Origin of the sequence: Hymenobacter norwichensis DSM 15439 (assembly GCF_000420705.1) — a bacterium.
GTDB classification, from domain to species: domain Bacteria; phylum Bacteroidota; class Bacteroidia; order Cytophagales; family Hymenobacteraceae; genus Hymenobacter; species Hymenobacter norwichensis.
In genome coordinates, this window is sequence record NZ_ATVL01000006.1 from 560,506 (window position 1) to 587,238 (window position 26,733).

The window sequence follows — 26,733 nt, forward strand, 5'->3', positions numbered from 1 at the left end:
AAAAAACGGCTAGTTTTGACGTATGGCACCTGACACTACTTCCGCCGCCGACGCCTCGGCCTCGTCCACCGCTCACAATTCCAGCCGCGCCCCCGAGCCAGTTGGTCTGTATCCGCATGCCCGCCGGGTGGGCAACTTGCTGTTTCTATCGGGGGTGGGGCCGCGGCAGCGCGGCCAACAGGCGGTGCCGGGTGTGGAACTAGATGAGGCCGGCACCATCGTCCGCTACGACTTTGAAAGCCAGTGCCACGCCGTGTTTCAGAACGTGCGCTACATCCTGGAAGAATCTGGCGCCCGGTGGGAAGATTTGGTGGACGTGACGGTGTTCCTGACCAACATGAAGGCCGACTTTGCCACCTACAACCGTCTCTACGCCGAGTATTTCCAAAGCAACCAGCCCTGCCGCACCACCGTCGAAATCAACTGCCTGCCTACGCCCATTGCCATCGAGCTGAAGTGCGTGGCGACGGTGGCCGGATAACTACCCACTCAACAGATACTTTGGTATTGTTGCCATATAAATAGAAAACCATTGATTGATTTTCTGCTTGAGTGCAGCTTGATGAGCTTACCGCAAGCTGCCGTGTAAGTGACGAATATCTATTCTTGGAGCGTAGCTCGCTGCGGGCGTTTGTTTATGACACGCAGGGAAATGACGTAACCACCAATTTTTACGGGAGTGGGCAATTGATGCTGAAAGTGGCTTCCTGTTTCACCTGGCTGCCTTCTCAAGGGTATATACAAACATTGGAAGACGGAAAAGGCTAGGTACTTTCCCACTGTGAATTTGGACGCTCGATGCTGGTGCGAGCGTTGGTGGCGCTTAAAGGTCAAATGCTCGGCCAAGTAACAGAAGCAGCCGTAACCCGCTATGGAAAGCTGGTGCAGCAGAGCCCCGCTATTCTCCAGCACGTGCCGCTCAAATACCTGGCTTTGTACTTGGGTATAGCGGATTCATCTCTAAGCCGCATTCGGACAAGCACTAAGAATGGGGACTTGTTGTAATTTCTTGTCATTTGGCAGTGCTGCGCATGCTGGGTGCAGTTCCTTTGCAGGGCGACCAATTCTTGCCCCCTATGGAAAATGTACCTGCTGCTCTAGGCGTGCTTTTTGTTCTGATTACAAGCTTTGCCGTAGGCCTATTCTATCGCGCTGCACATTCGTCCCGTGCAACGCTCTTTGTGCTACTTGCTTGGTTAATATTGCAAAGCGGGCTGAGCCTAGGTGGGCTGTATGTAGCGCCGGAGGCAATGCCGCCACGTTTGATGCTGGCTTTGTTGCCCCCATTGCTGACTATGGCCGCGCTGTTCTTTACTCGTGCCGGCCGCACCTACCTCGACAATTTGCGGCTCGAAATTCTTACGTGTCTGCACATCGTCCGGGTGGCCGTAGAGATGGTGCTGCTCGGGCTGTACGTATATCAGGCAGTGCCTCACTTAATGACGTTTGAGGGTCGTAACTGGGACATGCTGTCGGGTTTGAGTGCTCCGCTGGTATACTATGCAGTATTTCAAAGGAAATGGTTGGGTACAAGCGGGCTGCTCTGGTGGAACGTGGCATGCTTAGGCCTGCTATTGAATATAGTGGTACTGGCGGTGCTGGCCGTACCGTCGCTGGTGCAACAATGGGGGTTCACCCAGCCTAACGTGGCCGTATTGCATTTTCCCTACATCTGGCTGCCTAGCTGCGTGGTGCCGCTTGTGCTGCTTTCTCACCTGGCTGCTATCCGTCAGCTAACCAAACGGCCTCAACCAGAGCTCGTGGTGCCCACCAAGTAGCAGCTTATTCTTGGATTGATACTGAACTGTAGGTGCTTTTTGCAATTACCTTAGCGGGGTTTGCTGGCAGGGTAAAAGCGAAGTAAGATTTTGATAGAAGTGAATCTATAGCCATTTCCATAGTGCGTAGCACTTGCTGCCGCTGCGTAACTTTGATTTCGCCTTCTTCATCTAATCTTCATGAAACAAACTTTACCCGTTTCCCTAGTCTTGCTTTTTACTTTACCTGCCGCCGCCCAAACAGCCGCGCCAGATACGGCCGGTATTATTGGGCTGAATGAGGTGGTGGTATCCGCTAACCGCATTCAGGGCGAGCGGAAGCTGGATTTGCCGCAGCAGGTAGACGTGCTGAGTGCGCGCCAGATTCGGCTGCTTAACCCCGGCACTACCGCCGATGCGCTGCTGAACTCGGGTTGGGTGTTCGTGCAGAAGTCGCAGCTGGGGGGCGGCTCGCCAGTTATCCGGGGCTTCGAGGCCAACAAGGTGCTGCTAGTAGTGGATGGGGTGCGGCTCAACAATGCTATTTACCGCGCCGGCCACCTGCAAAACATCCTCACCGTGGATGTCAACTCCCTGGAGCGCACCGAAATCCTGAACGGCGCGGGCGCGGTGATGTATGGCTCCGACGCGCTGGGTGGCGTTATCAGCCTCTACACCAAACAGCCCCGGCTAGCCGATAGCACCAATTTTGCGGTGCACACCAGCAACCTGCTGCGCTACGCCACGGCCGCCCGCGAGAAAACCGTGCACACCGATTTCATGCTAGGTTGGCGCCGCTGGGCCACCTTCACCAGCGTAACGGCCACCGATTTCGACGAACTGCGCAAAGGCCGCCACGGCATGGACCGGTTTCCGGGCTTTGGGGAAGTGCACGAATATGTGGAGCGCCAGAACGGCCAGGACGTGATACTGCCTAACTCCAACCCAAACCGCCAGAAGTTCACTGGCTACCAGCAACTGGACGTGGTGCAAAAAGTGCTGTTTCAGCCGCAAGTGGGCGTGCGGCACTTGCTGAACCTGCAACTCTCTACCACCTCCGACATTCCGCGCTTCGACCGGCTCCAAACCTACCGCAACGGCGCCCTACGCTTTGCCGAGTGGGACTACGGCCCGCAACAGCGCCTGTTTGCCAGCTACCAGCTGGAGCTGACGCGCCCCAGTGCCCTGTATGACGTGCTGCGTCTAACGCCCGCTGTGCAAGACATCGAGGAAAGCCGCCTGGTGCGGGACCGGAACAATGCGCGCCGCGACGAAAACACCGAGAAAGTGCGCGTGCTGAGCGCCAACCTCGATTTGTTTAAGGACCTGAAACGCCACGAGCTGCGCTACGGGGCCGAAGTAACCCACAACAAAGTGCGCAGCATTGGGGAAGGCGTGAACGTGGACACCGGCGTGAAAACGCCCATTGTTACGCGCTACCCCAACGGCGCCACCTACGCCACCGCAGGCGTGTACGCCGCGCACCGCTGGGAAATAACCGACCGGTTGATTCTGTCCGACGGGCTACGGTTCAGCAACGTGAAAGTGGATGCCGATTTTGCCTTCGACTCGCCCTACAACAGTGTCAAGCAGAACTCGTCGTCGCTGGATGGGAACGTGGGGCTGGTGGCCATGCTGCCGGCCGGGCTGCGGCTGAGCGGCTTGGTAGCTACCGGGTTCCGCAACCCCAACGTGGACGATTTGAGCCGCACCTTCGAGCAAACGGCTGGTACCGGCCAAACGCTGGGCACGCTTATCATCCCCAACCCCAACCTGAAGCCCGAGCGGGTGGTGAACTACGAGGCCGAGCTGTCGGAGAACATTGAAAACCGGCTGCTGCTGTCCGTTACCGGGTTCTACACCACCCTGCGTGATGCCTTAGTAGTTCGTCCCTTCACTACCCCCGACGGCCAGACTACCACGCTCTACAACGGCCGCACCTACCAGACGCTGGCCCCGGTAAACACCAACAAGGCGCGCATTTACGGTGTTTCCAGCCGCGCCCAAGTGGCCCTGCCCGCGCATCTGCGCCTTGACGGCAGCCTCACCTATACCCAGGGCCGCGACAAAACCGCCGATGTACCGCTCGACCATATTTCGCCGCTCTACGGCCGCGGGGCGCTTACGTACCAGCTGCGCCGGCTGATGGCAGAAGGCTCGGTGCTGTTCAATGGCCGCAAAACCGTGGCCCAATACAGCCCCAGTGGCGAAGACAACCTGCCCCAGGCTACGCCGGCCGGCGCGCTGGGCTGGTACACGCTCAACCTGCGCACCAGCTACCAGGTAACGCCGCGCTGGGCCGTGCAGGCCGGCCTGGAAAACATACTAGACCGCAATTACCGCGTATTCGCCTCCGGCATCAGCGCGCCCGGCCGTAACCTGTTCATCACGGTGCGCTTCGAGCGGTGAAAAATTGGATGAGTAATTAAGTGAAGTAACCTCTGACGCTATTGGCGCAAACGTCAACAGACGTATGCGACTTCATTCAATTACTCATTCACTCCCTAAAGGGCTACCTTAGCTGCTTCATCTGATGCTGTTACCGTGCCCGTTTCCGCTGCTGTCCGTCCGCTTACTGTTGCTCCCATTGAGGTTTTCGCTGAGAACCTGACCACTCACACTGAACGCGAAGGCTATTTCGCTGGCCGGCATCAGCTGGGCGGCTGGTTGCGGGTGCTGCTGTTTGGCGGCGGTGCAGCTGGCGCGTGGATGCTATTTTCCAGTGGACAACTAGCGGCAGGGGTGGCCCTGATAGGCGTGGTATGGGTGCTGTTTGCGGTGCTGGTGCGCTGGCACTCGAGCGTAAGCTACCAGCGGGAACATCACCGGCTGCTGGCCCGCATCAACCAGGACGAGCTAGACCGGCTGGCGGGTAAACTCACTGCTTTCGACCCCGGCCTGCGCTACCTGGATGCCCAGCACCCCTACGCCGCCGACCTCGACGTATTCGGGGCGCACTCGTTGTTTCAGCTGATTAACCGGGCTACCACCCGCCTCGGGCACGACTGGCTGGCTAACTGGCTACTGGCTCCGGCACGCTCCATCGAAGTGCAGGCTCGCCAGCAAGCCGCCGCCGAGTTGGCCCCTGATGTAGCGTGGCTGCAAGAATGGCAAGCCCGGGCCCGGCACTTCCCACGCCAGCAAGCCGATCCGCGCGAGTTCAGCGCCTGGCTGGCCCGTCCCGATTTTTTCGCCGGCAAGCCCTGGCTGAAGCCGCTACTAATTGTGCTCCCCATACTAGTGTTTCTATCTATTGGCGCCTGGATAGTAGGCCTGGGCTTCTACGCGCTGGTAGTGGTGCAGCTGATAGTGGGCGTGCTGAATAGCCGCCTGGCCCCCGTGCGCAACGAGTACGCCGAGCAAGCCACCGCCATGCGCGACGCCCTCCGGGCCACCCAGGCCCAACTAGCCCATTTCGAGCAGGACCCCGACCGGCAGTGGCAGGCGCCGCGGCTGCAACAATTACGCGACACTTTGCAGGCCGCCAGTCATGGCGCCGCCGCCACCCAGCGGCTGGGTCAGCTATCCAGCGTGGCGGGGCTGTTCCGAGGGCGCGAGCATCCGTTGGGGGCGTTGCTGTTGAACAACCTACTCCTCTGGGATATGCACGCTGTGTGGCAGCTGGAGCGCTGGAAGCGTGGCCTCGGTCCCGAGTTGACAACAGTGCTGGAAGTGCAAGCCGAGTTGGAAGCACTGGTTAGTCTGGCCGGTTGGCAGTTTGCCAACCCTGCGTACACCACCCCCGAGCTAAGCACCGAGCAGCTGGAAGTAACTGCCACCGAACTGGGCCATCCGCTCATCTTCACCACCAATCGTATTACCAACGATTTTCACACGGCGGGGCTGGCGCAAACGGTCGTTATTACCGGGTCCAACATGGCCGGCAAAAGCACGTTTCTGCGGACGCTGGGCTTAAATATGGTGCTGGCCCAGGCTGGCGGCGTGGTGTGCGCCCGCCACTTCCGCCTCAGCCCGGCGCAGGTATTTACCGCCATGCGCACTCAAGACAACCTGGCCGAAAGTACCTCCTCATTCTACGCCGAACTCAAGCGCCTCAAGCTGCTGCTCGACCTTAGCGAAGGAGAATTGAAAATTAAAAATGAAGAATTAAGAATTGAAGGTGGCACTGCCAGCAACCAGCCAGCGCCGAACAGCGAAAAACCAACAACGAAAAACGAACAGCCTCCCGTTTTCTACCTGCTCGATGAGATTCTAAAGGGCACCAACTCCTTGGACCGGCACCGGGGCGCGCGGGCACTACTGCGGCAGCTGCACCAGCGGCGCGCAGCGGGCCTGGTCAGCACCCACGATTTGGAACTGGCCGCGTTAGAAGAGGAATGGCCGGGGCAAGTGCGTAACTTCAGCTTCAACAGCACTTTCGCCAACGGCCAGATTCACTTCGATTATCACCTCACACCCGGTGCCTGCCGCTCCTTCAATGCCAGCCAACTCATGCAACTCATGGGCATTGATGTGGCAGCGGATGACTGAATAATTGAGTGCTATTTGCTGAATGGGTGATTGGCAGCTAGATGTCTGTTTCTTCTACTAGCAACGCGTTGATAAACATTGCTTAGCAATGCAATGATTAGCCATCTAGCAATCAATAATTCAACCAACAACAATTTAACAATCCCCCCATGTACGTTCGTAGAAACCTGCGCTGGCACGTTATCTGGAAATATGGCTGGCGAGGAATAGTCGTTTTTACGGTGTACTCGGTGCTAATTTGCTTGCTGTACGCGGTGTTCAAGCAGCGCTGGATAGCCATTCCGTGGCAGCCGGTTTCCACGCTCGGTATTGCTGTGTCGTTCTACATCGGCTTCAAAAACAATGGTTCCTACGACCGATTCTGGGAGGGGCGGCAACTGTGGGGCGGCATCGTGAACTACAGCCGCACCTGGTCGATTCAGGCGCTAGAATACGTGACGTCGGTGGTGGATGCGCCCGGCGTGGACGCCCCGGCCGCCTCGCAGGACGAGCTGAGTGTGCGCCACCGCCGCTTGGTGTACCGGCATATTGCCTGGTGCAACGCCGTGCGCCTGAACCTGCGCCGCCAAAACGACCAGTGGGAACAGCAGGTAGCGCCCTTCCTCGACCCTATTGAATCGGCGGCAATGAAAACCAAACAGAACCCGCCGACCCACCTGCTGCGCCAGCAAGCCGCCGACCTGCGGATTCTGCGGGAGGAGCGGGGCCTGCTCAACGACTTCCAGCACGTGAACATGATGATGAGCATGGAGCAGCTCTTCAACTTGCAAGGCGGCTGTGAGCGAATCAAAAACACACCGTTTCCGCGTCAGTACGCGTTTTTCAGCTATGTATTCGTGTGGCTTTTTGCGGCGCTGCTGCCACTAGGCTTGATTGCCGAATTCGAGAAGCTAGGACCGCACCATCTGTGGATGACCGTGCCGTTTTCGGTGCTGGTGTCGTGGGTGTTCAATACTATTGAAATTGTGGGGCACACCAGCGAAAATCCGTTTGAAAACGAAATGAACGACGTGCCCATGACGGCTATCTGCCGCAACATCGAAATCGACTTGCGCGAGCTGCTCGGCGAAACCGACATCCCCGCCAAACTCGACCCCATCGATGATATTCTCTACTAAGTGCTGAGGTAATAAACTTGTGAAATGGTGAGTTTGACGTTCTAATCGCGCAGTTTGCACCAGCGGAACATCAAACTCACCACTTCACCATCTCACCCTAAGCTCGGCGTTAACTAACGCAGGGGGGCGGGCGTAAAGAAAGGCCTCCTAACCGACCTTTCTTATGGCCCAATTCAGCCCCACCCGCACTTCCGGCGCCACGCAGTCATCGTGGTTCCCAACGGCAACTCCGCTGCCCACTTTTCCTAAGCTCACCAAATCGACTACGGCAGATGTGGTGGTGGTAGGGGGCGGTATTGCCGGCCTGACCACAGCCTACCTGCTGGGGCGTGCGGGCCGGAAAGTGGTGCTGCTGGAAGACGGCGAATTGGCTTCCGGCGAAACCGGTCGTACTACGGCGCACCTCTCGTTTGCCCTCGACGACCGGTACACCACTTTGGAACAGCTGTTCGGGGAAGAAGGCGCCCGCCTAGCCGCCGACAGCCACCGCAGCGCCGTGGATACCATCGAACAGATAGTGCAGCGCGAAAACATAACCTGCGACTTCGAGCGCTTAACCGGCTATTTGTATTTGCCCAAAGATGGCAAGGTACAGGAGCTAGACGACGAGTTGGAAGCCGCGCACCGCGCCGGCCTCACCGATGTGCACCGCTTGCCCGATGCCGAGGCGCAGGGTTTCACTACCGGCGAATGTCTGGTATTCCCGAACCAAGGCCAATTCCACATTCTGAAATACCTGAGCGGGCTGGCCGAAGCCGTTACGCGCCAAGGTGGCCGAATTTTCACCAATACCCACGCCACCGAAGTGAAGGGCGGCAGCAAGGCGGGCGTCACGACCACCGAAGGCCACGAGGTGCACGCTGATGCCGTGGTAATTGCTACCAACACGCCCTTCAACGACCGGGTGGTGATGCACACCAAGCAGCACCCGTACCGCACCTATGCCATTGCCGCCCGCGTACCCAAAGGCGCCATCACCACGGCACTGTACTGGGACACTGCCGATCCGTACCACTACATCCGGCTGCAAAAAGTAGAGGCCAGTCCCGCTGGTGAGCCAGTGGATTACGATTTGTTGCTAGTGGGTGGCGAAGACCACAAAACCGGCCAGGAACCCAACCCCGAGGCGCATTTGCAGTGCCTGGAGGACTGGACCCGTGCGAATTTCCCGGCGGTGCAAAGCATCGAGTACCGCTGGTCGGGGCAGGTGATGGAACCGGTGGATGGGCTGGCCTACGCCGGCCGCAACCCCCTAGACGACGACAATGTGTACATCATCACCGGCGACTCAGGCCACGGCATGACCCACGGCACGCTTGGGCCCCTTATCGTTACTGACCTGATTCTGGGCCGCGAGAACCCTTGGGCGAAGCTCTACGATCCTGGCCGCACCACCCTGAAGCTAGAGTCAATTAAGGAGTACGTAACCGAAAACCTGAACGTAGCCGCCGAGTACACCGACCTGCTAACCGGCGGTGAAGTGGAGAGTGCCGAGGACGTGCAGCCCGGCACTGGCGCCGTGATTGGCCGAGGGCCGCTGAAAGTAGCTGTGTACCGCGACCCGCAAGGCCAAGTACATGAGTGCTCTGCTTTGTGCCCGCATTTGCACTGCATTGTGCATTGGAACTCTCTGGAAACCAGTTGGGATTGTCCCTGCCACGGTTCCCGTTTCGATGCGTATGGCAAGCTGCTGGCTGGTCCGGCCAACGAGGATTTGGCCAAGGTGGAATAGGATGCCTGTATCGGTGTTAACGCAAAACGCTCTTTATTTTCCTACTTCTCTCTATGCCTGCTTCCAAAAAAAAACCTGCCGCAACTCCTTCAGAAGCACTGTGCCCGCATCCGTTGGGTACGTTGATTTCCATTGGTGGTCACGAGCGAAAAGACGTTTCAACGGACACTGATGCCGACATGGCCGACGATTCGATTTTGCGCCGGGTAGTAGAGGAAATCGGCAACAAAGGCTACATCCTGGTGCTGCCCGTTGCATCGGAAGAGCCCAAGGAGTCGGCCGAAGACTACATCAAGGTATTCACTGATTTGGGCTGTAGCCGTATCGAAGTGCTTGACATTCAAAGTCGTCAGGACGCTGAAAGTGAGGAAAGCCTGCGCATACTCAATGAAGCTGGTGGCGTCATGTTCACCGGCGGCGACCAACTGCGCATCACGGCGCTGCTCGGCGGCACGGCATTTCAGCGGCGCCTCAAGGAGCGGTACACCACCGAGCCGTTTGTTATTGCCGGTACCAGCGCCGGCGCCACGGCCATGAGCACGCCCATGATTTACCAGGGCCGCAACAATGCAGGCATGCGCAAAGACGAAATCCACATTACCACTGGGCTGGAATTTCTGCACAACGTGGCCATCGACACCCACTTCGTGGCGCGGGGCCGCATTGTGCGCATGGCCCAGATTATTGCCACCAACCCCTCGTGCATTGGGCTGGGGCTGGAGGAAGATACGGCCGTGGTAGTAACCCAGGGACGGGAGCTGGAGGTGATTGGCAGCGGCTTGGTGGTAGTGCTTGATGGCATGGGCGTCACCGACACCAACATCCACGCGGTAGAGCCCGGTAGCCCGTTTTCCATCCGCGACTTGCGCATGCATCTACTCAGCAGCGGCCAGCGCTACACACTGCCCATCATCGAGCAGATGCATGTGTAAGCACATCGGCTTTCCTTGGTTGTGCGGACAGTAAACGATTTGCAACCCAACATTTGACCGTCATTCCTCGACTGTGCTCGAGGTAACGGTCAAATGTTGGGTTGCTGTTCACGCTGCTTGGTATGCGTTGATATTTCTGGGAACGACGCACCAGATACAACGCCCTCTACGTACGCGCTACTATACTGCCGAGCTACGCTGCCTGGTGGTGAAGCCGACTTTCTACCTTCCTGCCCATGCCTCTCCCAATTCTGCGTTGGTTGCGCCAGCGCTTCAACCTCTCGCACGACATGGCCGATGCGCCCGATATCATGGCCGATGTCGAGGCGGGTATAAAATTTCAGGGTACTAACTTGTGGGTGCTCATTTTCGCCATTCTTATTGCGTCGGTGGGGCTCAATGTCAATTCCACGGCCGCCATTACCGGAGCCATGCTCATCTCACCGCTGATGGGGCCGGTAGTGGCCATTGGCTTCGGGGCCGCTACCGTAACGATGGATTTGGTGCAGCGGGGCCTGAAAAACCTGCTATTTGCGGTGGTAGTTAGCTTGGTGGTATCGGCGCTGTACTTCCGCCTCACACCCCTCACCGACGCGGGCTCCGAACTGCTGGCTCGCACCCAGCCCACCATCTGGGACGTGCTGATTGCCTTGTTTGGCGGGGCCGCCGGCGCGGTGGGGTTCACGCGCCGCGAATGGGGCAATACTATTCCTGGTGTAGCTATTGCCACGGCTCTCATGCCGCCCCTTTGTACGGCCGGCTATGGCATTGCCACTGGGCACTGGGCGTATTCGTTTGGGGCGCTGTATCTGTTCTTTATTAACTGCGTGTTTATCAGCTTCGCTACGTTTCTGGTGGCCCGTGTCCTACCGCTGCCCTCGCACAACTTTGCCAGCCAGAAACAGGCCCGCCGGGTGCAGTTCAGCATCTGGACGGTGGCGCTGCTCACGGGCGTACCCAGCGTGTACCTGGCTGCGGGCTTTGTGCAGCGCACCATTTTCGAGCATAATGCTCAGCAGTTTATTGATGAGCAACTGAAGCTGCCGGGCTCCTACGTGGTAACCACTCGAATTGATGCCGACGCGCAAACCATCAATGTGCTGCTGGCCGGCCAGCAACTGCCGCCACCCCGATTGAAAGCCGCCCGCGCCACTCTAGGAAACTACCGCCTCTCAGACGCGCACCTGACCGTGCGCCAGGGCTTGGCCCAACTCGACTCAGTGGATGCTCAAACGATGCGCAACAGTTTGCTTGAGGATATCCGGAGCCGTAACCAGCAAACCATGGCCCGCTACGATGCCGAGTTGGCCAAGCTGCAACAAGTGCTTGCCGCAACAAATAGCAACTCAATCGGCCACCTGCCTACCGCGGCGGTGTTGCTGCGCGAAGTGCAGGCCGAGCACCCTACGGTGCGGCAACTTGGCCTCAGTGAGCTAATTCGCCCAGCCACCGACTCGCTCCAAGCCGATACCACCGTGGTAGTAGCAGTGCGTACCACCGCGCTGCTGCCGGCCCCCGAGCAGCAGCGGCTGCGCCAGTGGCTCACCGTACGCGCTGGCGCCAAGCACCCGGTGCGCCTTTTGGTGGAAAACAACACCAGGTAATAAGCAACCTTACTCGGGTAGCGCCGCGGCTGAAGGGCGGGTATCGGACGGTTTGGGCTGGGCCAGGGTTTCGCGCAGGAAGCCGGTTTTAAGGTGTTCGTAGAATGAATGCGGGTCGAGGAGTGAGGCTACGGCTTGGGCCATCATGCCGCTGAGCAGCAGCTGGAAAATGGCCGAGTGCCGGTCGGTCATTTCCAGCACCAGAATAGCCGCCGTGAAGGGCGAGCGGACCACCCCCGTCAGGAAACCCACCATACTCACCAGAATCAGTAGATTACGGTCTTCAAGCGGCACCTGGCCCAGGCGGCACAATCCGTCGCCGAGCAGGGCACCCGCGCTGAGCGAGGTGGCAAACACGCCGCCCGCGCCGCCGCCGCTGTAGCTGAGGGCCATGCCCGCAAAGCGCACCGGAAACAGGTACCAAGGCGTCTGGCCGTCGTTCTGGAAAAGCAGCCGGTTGATAATGGGCTTGCCGGTACCCATAGCCTCGGGGCCTACCATATAGATCAGGCCGGCCAATACCAGCCCGCACCCTAGCACCCACGCCGCCTGTTGGGGTACCGTCCCGAACCGTTTGCGGTAATTGCCCAACCACAGCAGCGCCTTGGCAAACACGGCCCCGGCCAGCCCGCAGATAATAGCCACCAACGCCACCGTGGCCAGAAACCAGCCGGCGTGGGCATTTACCTTCGGAAACCCCAGATACAGATAAGGCCCCAGAATAGCCTGCGCCGTGAGGCCCGCCACTATAACCGCCGAAAACACGGCCATCCGAAAGCGGGCCATGTGCATCTGGGTCAGCTCTTCCACCACGAATACAATGCCCCCGAGCGGTGTATTGAAAGCCGCTGCTAAACCGGCCGCGCCGCCCGTTACCAGCGCAATCTGGCGGGAGAGTTGGGGCCAGCCGGCGGGTTGCAGCCGGTTGATGGCCCGGAATATAGCGGCCGAAATCTGGATGGTAGGTCCTTCGCGCCCGATTACGCCGCCACCTATCAATAGGGCCACACTGCTCAACACCTTCACAAATGCCACCCGCAAGCTCAGCAAATAGCCTGTACGGTGATGTTGCCCGGGATTCGACAGCTCAATGGCGGCCATTACCTGCGGAATGCCGCTGCCTCGCGCCGCTGGTGCCCACCAATACACCGCCGCCCACGATGCCAGAAAGGCCAGCGGCGTAAATACGAAAGCCAGCAGCGGGTTTGCACTCAGCCACTGGAAGCTGCCGTGCTCGGCCCACATAAACAGCTTTTCGTAGCCCACCGCCACAATGCCCGTCACGATGGAGGCAAACCAAAACGGGAAGCTTTGCAGAATTAGGCGGCGCACCCGGTCGGTGTAGAGCCGGCGCAGCAGGTATCGGTCGAACCAGGCTAGGGCTCTGGCGTAGCGAGTAGGGGAGTCGGGCATCAGGTGAAACTGGGTCTGGAATACACCTGCTTACGCAGGGCGGGCCTTATTGGCTTATTATGAACGAACCTATTCAAGTGCCAGCTATACAATATTTGTCCTTCATCCGTGAGTATTCAGCCGATTACCTACCACTTAAACCGGCTACTATTCAGCTTCGGGCTAGTAAATCAGGCAGGAGGATTGCGGGCGGAATGTGCAGAAAGAGGGTGGGGGCGTTTGGTTTTTGCAGTAGCTTGGCGGCACTTCGCCGTATAGGTGACCTGAACCGCAGCCCGCTGCAATGAGCCAACGCACCCGAAAACTTCAATACTTCTTTTTCAGCCAGGATTTTTCCGACGGCTTGCGCATCACGCTGACCATCCTGCTGCCCGGCTTGGTATTCGGCTGGCTGGGCCACTTGGATATCGGCCTCGACCTGGCGCTGGGCGCGTTGTGCTTGAGCATCACCGACGCGCCCGGCCCCATTATTCATAAGCGCAACGGCATGCTGGCCGGGCTGCTACTGCTGCCGGTGGTGGCGCTGCTTACGGGGCTGGCGCAGTCCTCTATGTGGCTGCTGGGGCTGGAAGTGGTGGCGCTTAGCTTCCTGTTTACCATGTTCTTGGTGTACGGCGCCCGCGCCGGCTCGGTGGGCACGGCGGCGCTGCTGCTGGTTATTCTGATGATGGACCGTGCTATGGCGCTGCCGCAGTTGCTGCGCTTTACGGGCCTAGTAACGCTGGGCGCGGGGTGGTACTGCGTGCTGAGCGTGCTCACCAACCAGATTCGGCCGTACCGGGCGTCGCAGCAGGCGCTGGGCGAGTGTATCCGGGCGGTGGCGGGCTTCCTGCGCCTCAAAGCCGAGTTCTACCGCACCGGCACCAACCTCGAAGACGACTACCGCCGCCTGATGAGCCAGCAGGTAACTGTGAATGAAAAGCAAGACGCTGTGCGCGAATTGCTGTTTCGCACGCGCCAGATGGTAAAGGAATCCACCGGTACGGGGCGCCGGCTGGTGCTCACGTTCGTGGATTTGATGGACCTCTACGAGCACATCACCGTCACGTACTACGATTATTCGGCCATTCACGCGCGGTTTGCGGCTACGGGCGTGCTCGATGCCGTGGCGAAAATGGTGGAACTGATGGCCACCGAGCTGGAAAGCATCGGCTTTGCTATTCAAGCCAACCGCAGCCACACGCCCGGCCTTCAGCTCACTACCAGCCTAGAGCAGCTCAAAGCCCGCATTGACGTCCTCGACGACCCTAGCCAGCCCGGCCATACGCTGGTACTGAAAAAGATACTAGTGAACCTGCGTAACCTCAACCAGCGCCTCCAGGGTATTCTGGCCTACTTCGACGCCAACGCCGCCCCCGCCAGCCGGGAGCTGGAATTTGGCCGTTTTGTGTCGCACCAGAGCTTTGCCTTGGACGAGCTGCGCGGCCATTTCACGCTCAGCTCCGACGTGTTCAGGCATTCCATGCGCATGATGCTGGCTTGCTCGGTGGCGTTTGTGGTAGCTAAGGTATTGCTGCCTAGCCACCACAGCTACTGGATTCTGATGACCGTGACCTATATGCTCAAGCCGGCTTTCAGCCTCACCAAGGCGCGCAATATTCACCGGGTTTTGGGTACGCTGGCGGGCGGTATCCTTGGTGGTCTGGTGCTGTTTCTGGTGCACGACCGGCTGGCACTGGTGGCGTTGCTGTTTGTGTTCATGGTGACGTCGTTCAGCTTTACGCGCAGCAACTACATCGTGGCTGTCACCTTCATGACGCCCTTCGTGCTGATTTTGTTCAGTTTCCTGGGGCTGGGCTATTTGCAAGTGGTGGAAGAGCGGATTCTGGACACCGTGCTGGGCTGCCTGATTGCCTTTTCAGCCAGCTACCTGCTGTTTCCACGCTGGGAATCCGACCAGCTGCACGATTACATGAAAGCCGTACTGCGGGCCAACCTGCGCTATTTGAATACCCTCACCGACACGCTGGCGGGAGCGTTTATGGCCGAAGTGGAGTACAAGCTGGCCCGCAAGGAAGTGTACGTGAGTTCAGCTAACCTGGCGGCGGCGTTTCAGCGCATGATGTCGGAGCCGCGCGGCAAACAGCACCGCCCCTCTGAAGTACACGAGTTTGTGGTGCTCAACCATATTCTCTCTTCCAATGTAGCCTCCATTTCGTCGGCCCTGTTGGGTGGCTCCACCCGCCTGCCGTACCCCGGTACTTTGCTGAAGCCAGTACGCCAAGCCCAGCAAGCTCTCCACCGCAGCCTGCGCCGCCTCGATGTGACTGAGCCCGAAAACCCAACTGCTGCCGAAACATCTGCCACTTCCTCCGAGTCTGCTCGTCGCCCCGCCCCCGTTGCCGCCCCCGACCCGCAGCTCACTGAACAGCTAGATTTCATTCAGAAAGTAAGCGGCGACATCAATAAAGTAACCGAGGAAGTGTTAAGGTAAGCTTCGGTTAGAAGTGAAGTAACGGGCACCATATTACAGACTGCATCAGCAGTACTACCAACGAACGTCATTCCCCAACAAGCTCGGAATGACGGGCTTTTTGATTGTGGTTTGGCGCCAAACCACCAGCTGGTTGCCTACTCTGCATACGGCAGTAGGGGAGGGGTAAGCCGCTGAAAACCAGACAACCGGTTTCGTGGTTACGGATTTCCATCCTTCCTGCTCCTGCGTGCGCCATCTCGTCCTCCGCGAAAGTACCGGCCTGCGGTATTTCACTTTTTTCTATCTGTATGTGATGCAGGGCCTGCCGGCGGGGTTTGGTATGACGGCCGTGGTCAACTACCTGATTGGCCGCAACCTCAGCGCCGCCACGGTGGCCACATTTTCGGCGGTGGTGGGCTTACCGTGGGCGCTTCAGTTTGTGTGGGGCCCACTGATTGACAAGTACCAAGATTCCATTATCGGGCAGCGCAAGCAATGGGTGGTGCTCACGCAGCTGGTAGCGGCGCTGGCTTCGCTGGCTTTGCTGCTCGTCCACGACCCCGTGGCGCAGCTACCGTTGCTCAAGCTGGCGTTTGTGGTGCACAGCGTATTTGCCTCTATTCAGGATGCTAGTGTCGATGCCATTGCCATTTCGGTGGTGCCCGAGGCGGAGCGGGGCCGGGTGAATGCCTTTATGCGCGGTGGGTTTCTGCTGGGCATTTCGGCGGGGGCGGCGGGCCTGGGCTGGGTGCTGCACCGCTACGGATTTTTCGAGGCCGCCCTCACGCAAACCGTGCTGCTGCTGGCCCTTACCGTACTTACCTTTTTCATCCGCCTCGACCATACCGACCAGCTTGTGCCTACTTTCGGCCGCAGTGCTGCCGCGCCGCGTCACGCCGACAACCCATCGGTAGGCTGGCTGTTCCGGGCGCTGTTCCGAGCCATAACCGAACCGCGCACGTTGCGGCTGTTCGGTGTTATTGCGGCGGCTTACCTGTGCTTCGGCATGTTCGGCTGGGCTTACAACTACCACCTCATTCACGTGCTGCACTGGCCCGACAGCGACGTATCCATCCTGCAAGGCGGCTGGGGTACGCTGGCCACCCTCGGCATAACCGTAACTGGCGGCATCCTCGCCGACCGGATTGGGCCAGCCCGGCTGCAACGCCGGGTGTTGCTGGTACTGGGCGTATTTCTGCTGCTGTTTTGTAGCCTGAGTTTCCTGTGGCCGCAAGTGCCCTTCGCCATCTTCGGCTTGCTGGTTTGGAACATGGCCGACCCCAGTCTCAGCGTAGCGGCTCTGCCCTTGCTCATGGCGCTGTGCCAGCCCCGTATCGAAGGCTCCCAATTCACCACCTATATGGCTCTCGTGAACCTGTGCGGCGTGAGTGGCGCCTACCTCACGGGCTTGCTGCTGGAGTATCTGTCGGTGCCGGTGCTGGGTGGGGCTTGTAGCGTGGTGGTATTGCTGCTATTCTGGGTACTCGGCAACAAAGCGGTAAGAGCCACTGCGCGCTCAGGTAGTTCGGTTGGTTGAGAATAAGCCGCCTACAGCCCTTCTTCGTGCGCAAACCGCACCAGCGCGGCCACGTTGTGCAGCTCCAGCTTGTGCATGATATTGCGCCGGTGCGTGGTAGCCGTGTGTACTGATATCGACAACCGGTCGGCTATCTGGCTGGTGGTAAAGCCCAGGCGTACTAGCCCTACAATTTCTTTCTCCCGAGTGGAAAGGCGGTGTAACTGCTTGGTTGCTGCGGCCGGCAACGCCGAGTACACCGGGAAACAGGTTTCTCCGGCGAATATGGCCCGGATGGCCAGCAACAGCTGGGCGGCGTCGGCAGCTTTCGATACAAAGCCGCTGGCCCCGGCCGCGACCAAGCGGCTTATCAACTCGGGTGTGGCATCGGTGCTGAACACCAGTACCCGCAGGCTGGGCCACTGTTGGCGCAGGCGGGGCAACAGGGTCAGGCCGTCGGGGGGGGGCAGGTGCAAATCCAGCAGCAGTACGTCGGCGGGGGTAGGGCCAGCTTTGGCCAGCCAGGCCAGTAGTTCGGGCCCCGTAACAAACTGGCCAAGTACCTGCAAATCGGGCTGCTCGTTCAGCAGCCGCTCCAAGCCCTGATTCAACATCAAGTGGTCATCCAGAATCAAAAGTCGGCAGCACATAGGATTACGGTGGTGAGAAACAGATCGAATGAAAAACTACGCCAGTATCGGCCGGTGTGGTCTTACTCTTTCAGTGGCAGCCTGACCACAATGCAGGTGCCCGTTGCCGAGCTGTCGATGTGCATCTGGCCCCGCAAGTACTCAGTGCGGGCCTGCACGCCGCGCAGCCCGATGCCGGCGCGGGTTTGCGTTTTGTTGAAGCCGTTGCCGTTGTCGTCCACCAGTATTTCCAGCGCCTCGGGGTGTAGCAGCAGCTGCACTTGCACCTCGGTGGCATTGGCGTGGCGCACGGCATTGTTGAGCAGTTCAGCGGCAATCCGGTAGGCGGCTAGTTGCAACGGCTGGGGCAGTTGCTCTAGGCCCTTGTCGCAGTAGGTGTGCACCGTGGGGTTGCCATACAGGTTGAGCAGTTCGGCCAGCGCCGCTACGGAGTCGCAGAGCCCTCCCAGGCCAGGCTCGGCTGGTAGGATGGCGTGGCTGAACGTACGCACCTCGTCGCGGAGGTGGCGTAGTAGTAACTCGGTATGGTGGCCGGCGGCGGCAGCTTCCGGCGAGCTGTTTATGGCCTCTTGCACAGCCCGGCCCTGCCAGGCCAAATGCAACGCCGCCAGGTTGGGCCCCAGGGCATCGTGCAGCTCCCGCGCCAGCCGTTCCCGCTCTTCGTCTTGGGCCGCAATCAGGCGGGCGCTTTGGCTGTTGCGCTGCCGCAGCTGTCGAATGCGCAAACGAGCATTCTGACGGAGCGTATGGCGGAAGCGCCCTGTAAGCAATGCACTCAGTACCAACAACTCGAAAAACAAGCCCCAGGCCAGCGCGTTGGGATACACGGGGTTGAAGCTGGTTAGCCCAATATGGTTGAACCAAAAGATGGCAAAGCCCGCAGAGAAAAAGAAGTACGTGAGAGCATAGTAGGCTGCCAAGCGCCGGCGCCGGGTGAGCATCACGGCCAGTAGAGTCACCCAGCCATAGCCAAACTGGCAAATCAATATCAGCTCCCGCGTGAAGTTCAAGGCCTGAACCATCGTTAGGCTGTGGCGTACGGCCCACGGAAAAGCTACCGCATAAAGTAGCACGAACACCGCGGAAGTACCCGCCAGCCAAGTACCTGCCCGGTGCAGACGGGGCCAGCCGCTGCCCAGCCGTACGAATAGCTGTAAGATGCGGATGCCCGCTGCCGCCGCCAATATCACAAAGTTGAATTGCCCTATTGACCAAGCCAACTGGTAAAGGCCAGTTGGAAGCAACATGGCGTCCAGCCCATCTTCCATCATCAAAAACAGCGTGACGCATACCACGTACGCCAGGTACCATACATGAATTCGGTCGCGGAGGAAGGCAAATAGCACCAGATTGAACAGCGCGCTACTTAAGTAAAAGCCTAGCATCCAGACCCAGTGCCGCTCGAAGGGAAAGTTCATTTCCCAGTTCAGGAAGTGTTCAGCAGTTTCGATATACGTGGGTAGGTATAGCGCCCCTGCGTGCAAGTCAATGCGTAGGTAGAGCACGGCAGATTCGTTGGCTTCCAGCGTAAAGGGGAAGCTGAGCGCCCGCGCCGGAAAGGCCCGCTCGGCAGCCGGCACCCAGGAGCTGGCTATAGCAAGCTGGGTGAATTTCGTTTCGCCCCGGCGCCGACAATAGAGGGCCGCACTATCGGTGAAGTTGAAAATGCTCCACAAGAATCGTAGCCGTTGGGATTCGGTGTTGCGGACAGCCAGCCGCATCCATACCCGTTTGTGCAGTATGCCTAGGTTGAGCGTTTCGTGCCAGGGGCCAGGGCGAAACTTGCCGGCTCGCCACTGCGCTTCCACTTGCTCGGGGTCGGGCTTGGTGGCAAAGGGTTCGGTGTAGTAACGGTACGCTTCTGAAATATGGGCGCCCTTTGGGTTCTTAAGCAGGAGGGTATCCGTCAGAACTTGTTGCGGCGGTGCTGCCCCAACGTTAGCTGGCACCAAACCACCAAGCAAAAGCCAGAACAAGAGGAGGCGTGCAAACACAACAGTAGGTGATTATAGATGGCTCACTTTCAGAAAGCACAATACAATAATATAATCAGATACTAAGATATTGAGTGCTGGTACTGTAAATTATAAGAAGTAGTTGTTTCGGTAAAGCGCTGCTAATAAACTGTATACTACAAGAAAGGCCCGGCCAGTTATTTGCTGGTCGGGCCTTTTCTTTACAAAGTTTTACGCTGTGCCGCTACCTCAGACCTGTTACAGCCCTATTAAAGAAGCTCTCCTTATTTGGCCTGTCCTACCGTTTCGGGCTTCAGCGTACGGCCCAGCCACTCGAAAAACACCCTGTTCCAAAGCACAGCGTTTTGCGGCTTGGAAATCCAGTGGCCCTCGTTGGGGAAATACAGGAACCGGCTCGGAATACTGCGCAGCTGCGCCGTGCCGAAAGCCTCCATGCCCTGCCCCTCGGGCACCCGGAAATCCTTGCCGCCGTGAATCACCAGAATCGGGGTGTCCCAGTTTTTGGCGAACAGCTGCGGGTTGAACTCAGTGTAGCTCTTGTGCTGCGGTGTTTCCCAGGGGGCAGCCCCAATGTCGTGCTTAGCGAAGAACATTTCCTCGGTGCTCGGGTACCAGCTGGTGAGGTTGTAGAGGCCGCAGTGGGCAATAAAGGTTTTGAAGCGGCCTTCGTGCTTGCCCGCCAAGTAGTACACCGAGTAGCCGCCATAGCTGGCTCCCACGCAGCCCAGGCGAGTTTTATCCACGTACGGTTCGGCACTCACCGCATCAATAGCCGACAGATAATCCCGGATGGGCTGCCCGCCCCAGTCGCCGGAGATACTGTTGTTCCACTCAGTGCCGAAGCCGGGCAAGCCGCGTCGGTTGGGGGCCACTACTATGTAGCCGTTGGCGGCCAGCAGCTGGAAATTCCAGCGGTACGAGAAGCTCTGGGTGATTGGGCTTTGCGGGCCACCTTGGCAGTAAAGCAGCGTCGGGTACTTCTTGGCCGGGTCGAAATCGGGCGGGTAGATGACATATACCTGCATCTGTTTGCCGTCGGTGGTGCGTACCATGCGGGCCTCGGTTTTGCCAGTTTTCACGCCTGCCAGCTCCTGCTGGTTGATGGTAGTAAGCACCGTTTCGCGGCCGGTTTTCAGGTCTACGCGCACCAGGTCGGCGGGTGTGGCCTGGGTGGTTTTGTTGGCAATGGCCACGTCGGAGCCGGCCAGCTCAAAGCTGTTGTAGTTGTGTGCGCCTTTGGTGAGCTGCTTGATTTTGCCGCCCTTGCCCGGTACCGAGAACAACTGCTCGGTGCCTTCCAGTACGCTCACGAAGTAGATGGTTTTGCCATCGGCACTCCACCGGATGTTGGCTGCCGCCTGCTCCGAGCTGGCGGTAATATCCTCGCGCTTCTTGGTTCTGAAATCATACACCACAATGCTGTTGCGGTCCGACTCGAAGCCGGGCGTGGCCATACTCAGCCAGGCTACCTTGGTGCCGTCGGGCGAGAAGGCAGGCTCGGTGTCGTAGCCGCCCAGGCCTTCGCTCAGGTTCTGGGTTTTGCTTTCCCGAATGTCGTAGAGGTAAATGTCGGAGTTGGTGCTTTCGGCTTCGGCTTTGCCTGTGAGCTTGCGCGAAGTGTAGGCGAGGCGGTAGCCGTCGGGCGAAAACGCCAGCTGCTCGGTGCCGCCAAACGGCTGAAGCGGGGCGTCGAATTTCTCGCCGCCCATTACGTCTTTGCCATAGCCGGTCGGGCGTCCATCGGTACCTACCGGCTGGAAAAACACGTGCGACACCTTGAGGTCGTCCCAGGCGTTCCAGTGGCGGTAGTTGAGGTCGTCGATGATTTTGGCGTCGGCTTTGGGCAGGTCGGGGTACCAGTCCTGCACCGATTTGCCGGTTTTCACGTCCTGGGTGTACAGGATGAAGTTGCCTTTGGGGGCGTATTTCAGGTTAGCCAAGCCTTCCTCCGGAAACTCGCTGAGCTTCTGTTTACCGGTGCCGTCGGCGTTCATCACGTACAGTTGGTCGGAGCCACCTTCGCCGCTCACAAAGGTCAGCTTGCCATCGGGCCGCCAGTTCAGGTTACCCTCCGAGCCGGGCGTGGTGGTGAGTTGCTTGGCTGCGCCGCCCGCTACTGGCACCACCCAAATATCGGCGTTGCCCGTGTTGTCGGCCAAGTTGTAGCGCGTGATGGTGTAGGCCACTGTTTTGCGGTCCGGCGACACCTGCATTTCACCTAAGCGTCCTAGCTTCATCAGCAATTCGGGCGTGTACACAGGTTGTTGGGCTGCCGCGGCCAATGGCAGCAGGGTAAAAGCAACAGAAAGGAATTTATTCATGGTAGCAGGCAGGGCGAACTATACAGCCAACAAGGTAAGCATGCCCACCGATAAGGTTAGCTACTAGCGCGCAGCCCCGGCCACCATCCAAAAAAACCAGGGCACTTTTTGCGCTGCTGATGCAACGCCCGGCTATCTGCCCGGACTCAGCCAGTAAAAGTTGGGTTTGACCGGCCTGAGAATCTGAAACCCTCCCAAATCGTTTTAAATTGCTTGGCCGGCTTGTTCAGCTAGGCACCTATTGAGGTATTATGATGAAACTACTACTCACGGTTTTGTTGCTGCCTATTGCGCTGTCGGGCAGCTTTGCTCAGCAAACGGCCAGTACCAGCAAGCCCGCGCCCAATGCACGGGAAAACAAAGAACTCGAGCGCCAGAAGTGGAATGCAGTGCTAACGGGCAGAGAAAGCCGGGTGCCATTCAATGCCCGCCCCAACAAGCTGCTGGCCGAAACCATCAAGGAGCGCAAGCCCGGCAAAGCTCTGGACGTAGGCATGGGCCAGGGCCGCAACACGCTGTTTCTGGCGCAGCAAGGCTGGGATGCCTACGGCGTGGATATTGCCGACGAAGCCGTAACGCTAGCCCAGGACAATGCCCGACGAGCCAACCTGCGCATTACCACGTTTGTGCAGGACGCATCGGAGTTTGAGTTCGGGACTGACCGCTGGGACTTGGTGGCGTTTATCTACGCCGGAGGGCGCAACGAAGCCGAGCAGGTGCACCGCAGCCTGAAGCCCGGCGGTATTGTAGTGGTGGAAGGGTTTCACCGCGACGCCACCCGCAAGCGCAAAATTGGTGAAAACGTTGTTTTTGATACCGATGAGCTGAAAAAGCTCTACACAGCGGCGGGCTTTACGGTGCTACGCTACGAGGAAAAGGAAGGTATCGGAGACTTTGGTTTGCAGCAGATGCGGCTAGTGAAGCTGGTTGCCCAGAAGAAATAGGTAGCAGCATTCTTTAAAGCAAAAAGCCCTTGTACGCAAATACAGCGGCTTTTTGCTTTATCTCATTAGGAGGTTTAGCTGCTCTTCTTGCGGCCGGAGCCGCTCTTTTTACCGCCGCCGTCTTGTTTGTTGACGGTGGCCCAAGCGCGTGCTTCCGCTTCTTCTTCGGGTACGCCGCGCTTCTCGTAGCTCTCTTCAATGTGTTCGGCCTGCCGCTTTTGCTTGTCGGTGTACGCCGATTTATCTCCTTGTGGCATGATGGAAAGAGTTGAGTGGTAGAAACTTGACAATGTGCTTGTAGTGATACGCCGCCTGCAATCAGAGGTTATGCCGAGCTTGTTCGGGTGGGTGGTTGCCGGGCAGGGGCTATCTTCGCGCCTTCGTTTCACCAGTCTGCTTCTGCCATGCGCCAGCTTGCCAATATTCCGCACCCCGAGGTCAACATCACTCTGTTTTCCTGGAACGGCAAATACCTTATCAAGCTGGAAAAAGGCCCGTTTGAGCAAACCTACAAAGTGAGCGAGATGGACGTAACCAGCGACGAGGACATCCGCATGCTGCTCGATGAAGAGTTCGTTCAGGCTGCCGTTGCTCGTTTCCGGCACATGCACGCCGATTTGCAGGCCGCCTTCGACCGAAACGGCCTCTAGTCCGGCGCTGGGCCCAACTCTTTTGCCCGGAATGAGTTAGAGTGACTCACCGATATAGCAGAAAAACAATATGAAATCCACCTTCCTCTTCCTGGGCGTTTTTTTGGCGGCTGTATTGAGCAGCGGTTCGGCTACGGCACAGCTTTATGAAGTGCGCCAAAGCTCTATCAACTACGAAAAGCAGGAGCGCCCCGCCGCCAAAGTGTTGGTAGATGGCACCCCCGACTGGACGCGCAACTTCTGGCAAACTTGGCTCAAGGACACCTACAACATCAAGCCCAAGGGCAACGGTACCTTCGGGGTGGGCAAGCGCGACGTGCTGGCTGCCAAGCAGGTACCCGCGTCCAGCGTGTCAGGCAAGCTAATCGACCTCTACGCCATGGTAACGGCCCCTTCCGACAGCGTAACGGAACTGGCCGTGTTTGGGGGCTACGACGCCAAAACCTATTTCAGCCCGGAAGGCACGCCCACTGAATTTGCCGCCATGCGCAACATGGCTCAAAACTTTGCCGCCGCCGCCCGCCTGAAAGCCTACCGGGAGCAGATTGAAGCCGCTGAAAAAGAGCTACGCGAAACAGAGAAGGAAAAAGACCGACTGGAAAAGGAGCGCGCAAATCTGGCCAAAAACACCGAAAGCAACCTGGAGAAGATTGAGTCGTTGAAGAAGCAAAATATTGAGAATAAGCTCAAAGCCAGCCAGGACTCCGCGCAACTCATCGTAAACGGCCAGCAGCTTGACCTGCGCAAAGCCAAGCTCCAGCGCCGCAAAGACCGGCTCTCCACCCTCGACCGAAAATAAGTTATCGGGTGTCAGTTGCCAGTTGTGGGTTACCAGCTGCCGGTTTGTTCATTAACTGGCAACTGGTAACCCACAACTGCAAACTCCCAACTGGCAACTCACAACACACATCATGGAAAAAAGCTCTTCCCCCCTCGATAACCTTCTTCAGCTCCGGGAACTGTTGGATGCAGGCCTCATCACGCCGCAAGAATTCGAGACGCTGAAGAGTCGGTTGCTGGCTTCGTCCGCCGCGCCGCTCCCGCCGCCCGCTCCGGCCGCTGAAGCTCCCACCACCCCAGAGCCGGAACTCTCCGTCCCCGACTACGGAAGCCCAGCTACGCCAGAGCCGGCCGCTACCACCCCCACCGAGTGGCCCCAGCCCGCCGCTGCTTCGCCCGAGTACACTTCCTCCTACCAACCCACCGAACCATCGGCGTATACCAGTCAGGAAACTGCGCCGGATGTAGCCACAGATGAGTACTTTGAGGAGCCCCCTCGCAATCCGCTCGGTAAAATCCTGGCCATTGGGGGCGGGGTATTACTACTGGGGCTGATTTTGTACCTACTGCTAGGCCAGTCTCGCCCTAGTGAGCACCTGACTAGCACCAGCCAAACCGCCGCTGATACTGTGGCCGTAACTCCCGAAACCGGCCCTCAAGCCGAGCAACTGGATCTGCCGCCCGTAGCCGCCCCCGAAACTGTACGAGTGGCGCCCGCCGTGCCGCTCACTTCCGATACTGCGTCGGCCACCTTGCCCGCCGATGCTACCATACCACCCACTACCGACCCCACTCCGTCAGCCGACAACCCCGACGAAGCCGCAGTCCGCATCAGCAAGGTACTCTCGGCATACTACTCGGATTTGCAGGCCGCGCCTTTCAACGCCGAGCAATATTTCGCGCCGCAGGTTGAGCTATTTATCATTCTGCGCAATACCACGCCGGCCGCCATTAATGCGTGGCTGGACCAGAACCGGTTTCCAGAGTTCAAAGACGCTCAAACCCAAGTGGAGCCCGGCACCCTGCGGGTAACTCCGGTAGCGGCCGATGGCTCGCGCACGGCTACCTACGTCGAGCGGAGCCGGGCGTTCCGGCAGTCGCTCCAGAAAAACCAGAACACCCGCGCCCAGATGCGCCTGCGCGTCAATGCCGATTATAAAATTGTATATCAGAAACAGGAGCGACTGCTGGAAAACACGCTTACCGACGCGGAAGGCGCCGCCCAACCAGCCGTAGAATAGGCCATCCACACTGTATCGTCTACAGTATAGAAGCCTTAGCAACAGCCTTTACCTACTAGAATAATGGCGTGTATCTTTGCTTGAGAGAACCACTAGCTACTATATAGTGGATATTTTGCCTTCCTCCTGCTATGTGAGTATGCGTTACGCTGTTTTTCTGTGTTGGCCAGCATTACTACTGGCTTTGCTACTATCTTCTTATCTTAATGTAATCAAGCCTGGCCGCGACTTTACTAGCTGCCCGCTTCCTCCAACTCCTGATTACACCCAGTCAGCCTACTGGGCTGCTCTGCCTACCCGCCCTGATGCGGCCGACTCCGTGCCTGCTCACTCTGGCTTGCACGACCAACAGGCTATGGCGCCGGTAGATGTGTTTTTTGTGCACCCTACTACGTATTTTGGTCGCACTACCTGGAATGCCAATCTAGCCGACCGAAAAACCAACCGCTTTACCGATGCCAGCACTATGCGGCGGCAAGCTTCTGTATTCAACGGTACGGCGCGCATCTACGCGCCACGGTATCGGCAGGCTACGCTGTTTTCGTTTTTCGATGAAGTTTCGCCGAGTGGTAAGGAGGCATTGGAGCAAGCGTATGTCGACGTGAAAACGGCTTTTCAATACTATTTAGCGCATTACAACCAAGGCCGCCCGTTCATTATAGCGGGGCACAGCCAAGGTACGTTTCACGCCGCGCGCCTCCTGCGCGAGCTAGTCGACCAAGACCCTAAACTGCGCAGTCAACTGGTAGCGGCATACCTCATCGGGTTCAACGTGAAGTCCAGCGAATATCAGGTGCTCAGGCCATGTCAGGATTCTACCGAAACAGGGTGCTACGTAGCGTGGAACTCTGTGGAGTGGGGCAATGAGTATCCGCCGTTTCAAGGTGGTGTAGCTGTAAACCCGCTCACTTGGAAAACCGATACGGTAGCTGCACCCGCCACGCTAAACCTAGGCGGCGTGCCATACACGTTCAACAAAATAGACAAAGCTGTAGCAGATGCCAAAGTGCATGACGGCCTCGTGTGGCTGCATGCCCCCAAACCCATTGGCTATCCTCGATTCCTCGTTCCAGGCCGTCCCGAACTCCGCCACTCCTTCCATATTGCCGACTACGCCTTGTTTTACATGAATATCCGGCAGAACGCCGCCACGCGGGTGCGGGCGTACGAGCGGCGGAGTAACGGGCAGTAG

General features: G+C 58.4%; 20 protein-coding genes. 15 read left to right on the forward strand and 5 right to left on the reverse strand.

Translation table 11 applies throughout. From position 1 onward, the window contains the following. Window positions 1–22: 22 nt before the first annotated feature. From G536_RS0103540 to G536_RS0103580, 8 genes are all read left to right on the forward strand, one after another. Entirely contained in the window at window positions 23–481 is a 459-nt protein-coding gene (locus tag G536_RS0103540; RefSeq protein ID WP_022822200.1) for a RidA family protein, read from the forward strand. A gap of 769 nt (window positions 482–1,250) precedes the next feature. Then, window positions 1,251–1,778: a hypothetical protein gene (locus tag G536_RS26075; RefSeq protein ID WP_245575743.1), complete on the forward strand. Its 528-nt coding sequence runs from the start codon at window positions 1,251–1,253 to the stop codon at window positions 1,776–1,778. A 180-nt stretch (window positions 1,779–1,958) separates the two neighbouring features. Beyond that, a complete protein-coding gene (locus G536_RS0103555) occupies window positions 1,959–4,166 on the forward strand; it encodes a TonB-dependent receptor plug domain-containing protein (RefSeq protein WP_026879797.1) in 2,208 nt (735 codons plus the stop codon). Between the two features lie 135 nt (window positions 4,167–4,301). Then, window positions 4,302–6,248, forward strand: coding sequence for a MutS-related protein (locus G536_RS32685; protein ID WP_022822204.1), 1,947 nt, complete (start codon window positions 4,302–4,304; stop codon window positions 6,246–6,248). A 149-nt stretch (window positions 6,249–6,397) separates the two neighbouring features. Continuing rightward, the gene (locus tag G536_RS0103565; protein WP_022822205.1) at window positions 6,398–7,366 is read left to right on the forward strand and encodes a bestrophin family protein; all 969 of its coding nucleotides are present in this window, start codon (window positions 6,398–6,400) and stop codon (window positions 7,364–7,366) included. Between the two features lie 163 nt (window positions 7,367–7,529). Further along, window positions 7,530–9,098: an FAD-dependent oxidoreductase gene (locus G536_RS0103570; protein WP_022822206.1), complete on the forward strand. Its 1,569-nt coding sequence runs from the start codon at window positions 7,530–7,532 to the stop codon at window positions 9,096–9,098. A gap of 53 nt (window positions 9,099–9,151) precedes the next feature. Continuing rightward, window positions 9,152–10,030 carry a cyanophycinase gene (locus G536_RS26080; RefSeq protein WP_051166830.1) on the forward strand — a complete coding sequence of 293 codons (879 nt, stop codon included), beginning with the start codon at window positions 9,152–9,154 and terminating at the stop codon, window positions 10,028–10,030. Between the two features lie 236 nt (window positions 10,031–10,266). Further along, window positions 10,267–11,634 (forward strand): DUF389 domain-containing protein, encoded by a 1,368-nt coding sequence (locus G536_RS0103580; RefSeq protein ID WP_033369498.1) that lies wholly within the window; start codon window positions 10,267–10,269, stop codon window positions 11,632–11,634. Between the two features lie 9 nt (window positions 11,635–11,643). On the opposite strand, the gene G536_RS0103585 is transcribed toward G536_RS0103580, so the two are convergent. Then, window positions 11,644–13,047, reverse strand: a complete 1,404-nt coding sequence (locus G536_RS0103585; protein ID WP_022822209.1) for a chloride channel protein — start codon at window positions 13,045–13,047, stop codon at window positions 11,644–11,646. Window positions 13,048–13,330: 283 nt separating this feature from the next. On the opposite strand from G536_RS0103585, the gene G536_RS0103590 reads away from it, so the two are divergent. Together G536_RS0103590 and G536_RS26085 are read left to right on the forward strand one after the other, a co-directional pair. Beyond that, complete coding sequence (locus tag G536_RS0103590) at window positions 13,331–15,481, forward strand: FUSC family membrane protein (RefSeq protein ID WP_022822210.1); 2,151 nt, start codon at window positions 13,331–13,333, stop codon at window positions 15,479–15,481. A 229-nt stretch (window positions 15,482–15,710) separates the two neighbouring features. Beyond that, entirely contained in the window at window positions 15,711–17,000 is a 1,290-nt protein-coding gene (locus G536_RS26085; protein WP_022822211.1) for an MFS transporter, read from the forward strand. Window positions 17,001–17,011: 11 nt separating this feature from the next. Here the strand turns inward: G536_RS26085 and G536_RS0103600 are convergent, their stop codons facing one another. From G536_RS0103600 to G536_RS0103610, 3 genes are all read right to left on the reverse strand, one after another. Then, entirely contained in the window at window positions 17,012–17,614 is a 603-nt protein-coding gene (locus G536_RS0103600; protein ID WP_022822212.1) for a response regulator, read from the reverse strand. Window positions 17,615–17,691: 77 nt separating this feature from the next. Then, window positions 17,692–19,623 (reverse strand): sensor histidine kinase, encoded by a 1,932-nt coding sequence (locus G536_RS0103605; protein ID WP_084708471.1) that lies wholly within the window; start codon window positions 19,621–19,623, stop codon window positions 17,692–17,694. A gap of 245 nt (window positions 19,624–19,868) precedes the next feature. Beyond that, a complete protein-coding gene (locus tag G536_RS0103610) occupies window positions 19,869–21,926 on the reverse strand; it encodes a S9 family peptidase (protein WP_022822214.1) in 2,058 nt (685 codons plus the stop codon). A gap of 251 nt (window positions 21,927–22,177) precedes the next feature. Between G536_RS0103610 and G536_RS30260 the strand changes: the two genes are divergently transcribed. Further along, window positions 22,178–22,870, forward strand: coding sequence for a class I SAM-dependent methyltransferase (locus tag G536_RS30260; RefSeq protein WP_084708472.1), 693 nt, complete (start codon window positions 22,178–22,180; stop codon window positions 22,868–22,870). Window positions 22,871–22,944: 74 nt separating this feature from the next. Here the strand turns inward: G536_RS30260 and G536_RS0103620 are convergent, their stop codons facing one another. Then, window positions 22,945–23,127, reverse strand: a complete 183-nt coding sequence (locus tag G536_RS0103620; protein WP_022822216.1) for a hypothetical protein — start codon at window positions 23,125–23,127, stop codon at window positions 22,945–22,947. Between the two features lie 147 nt (window positions 23,128–23,274). On the opposite strand from G536_RS0103620, the gene G536_RS0103625 reads away from it, so the two are divergent. From G536_RS0103625 to G536_RS0103640, 4 genes are all read left to right on the forward strand, one after another. Beyond that, window positions 23,275–23,520 (forward strand): hypothetical protein, encoded by a 246-nt coding sequence (locus tag G536_RS0103625; protein ID WP_022822217.1) that lies wholly within the window; start codon window positions 23,275–23,277, stop codon window positions 23,518–23,520. A 70-nt stretch (window positions 23,521–23,590) separates the two neighbouring features. Beyond that, complete coding sequence (locus G536_RS0103630) at window positions 23,591–24,319, forward strand: ATP synthase subunit B family protein (protein WP_022822218.1); 729 nt, start codon at window positions 23,591–23,593, stop codon at window positions 24,317–24,319. Between the two features lie 112 nt (window positions 24,320–24,431). Then, the gene (locus tag G536_RS0103635) at window positions 24,432–25,541 is read left to right on the forward strand and encodes an SHOCT domain-containing protein (RefSeq protein WP_022822219.1); all 1,110 of its coding nucleotides are present in this window, start codon (window positions 24,432–24,434) and stop codon (window positions 25,539–25,541) included. Window positions 25,542–25,680: 139 nt separating this feature from the next. Further along, on the forward strand, window positions 25,681–26,733 hold the full coding sequence (locus G536_RS0103640; protein WP_033369499.1) for a DUF3089 domain-containing protein: 1,053 nt from the start codon (window positions 25,681–25,683) through the stop codon (window positions 26,731–26,733).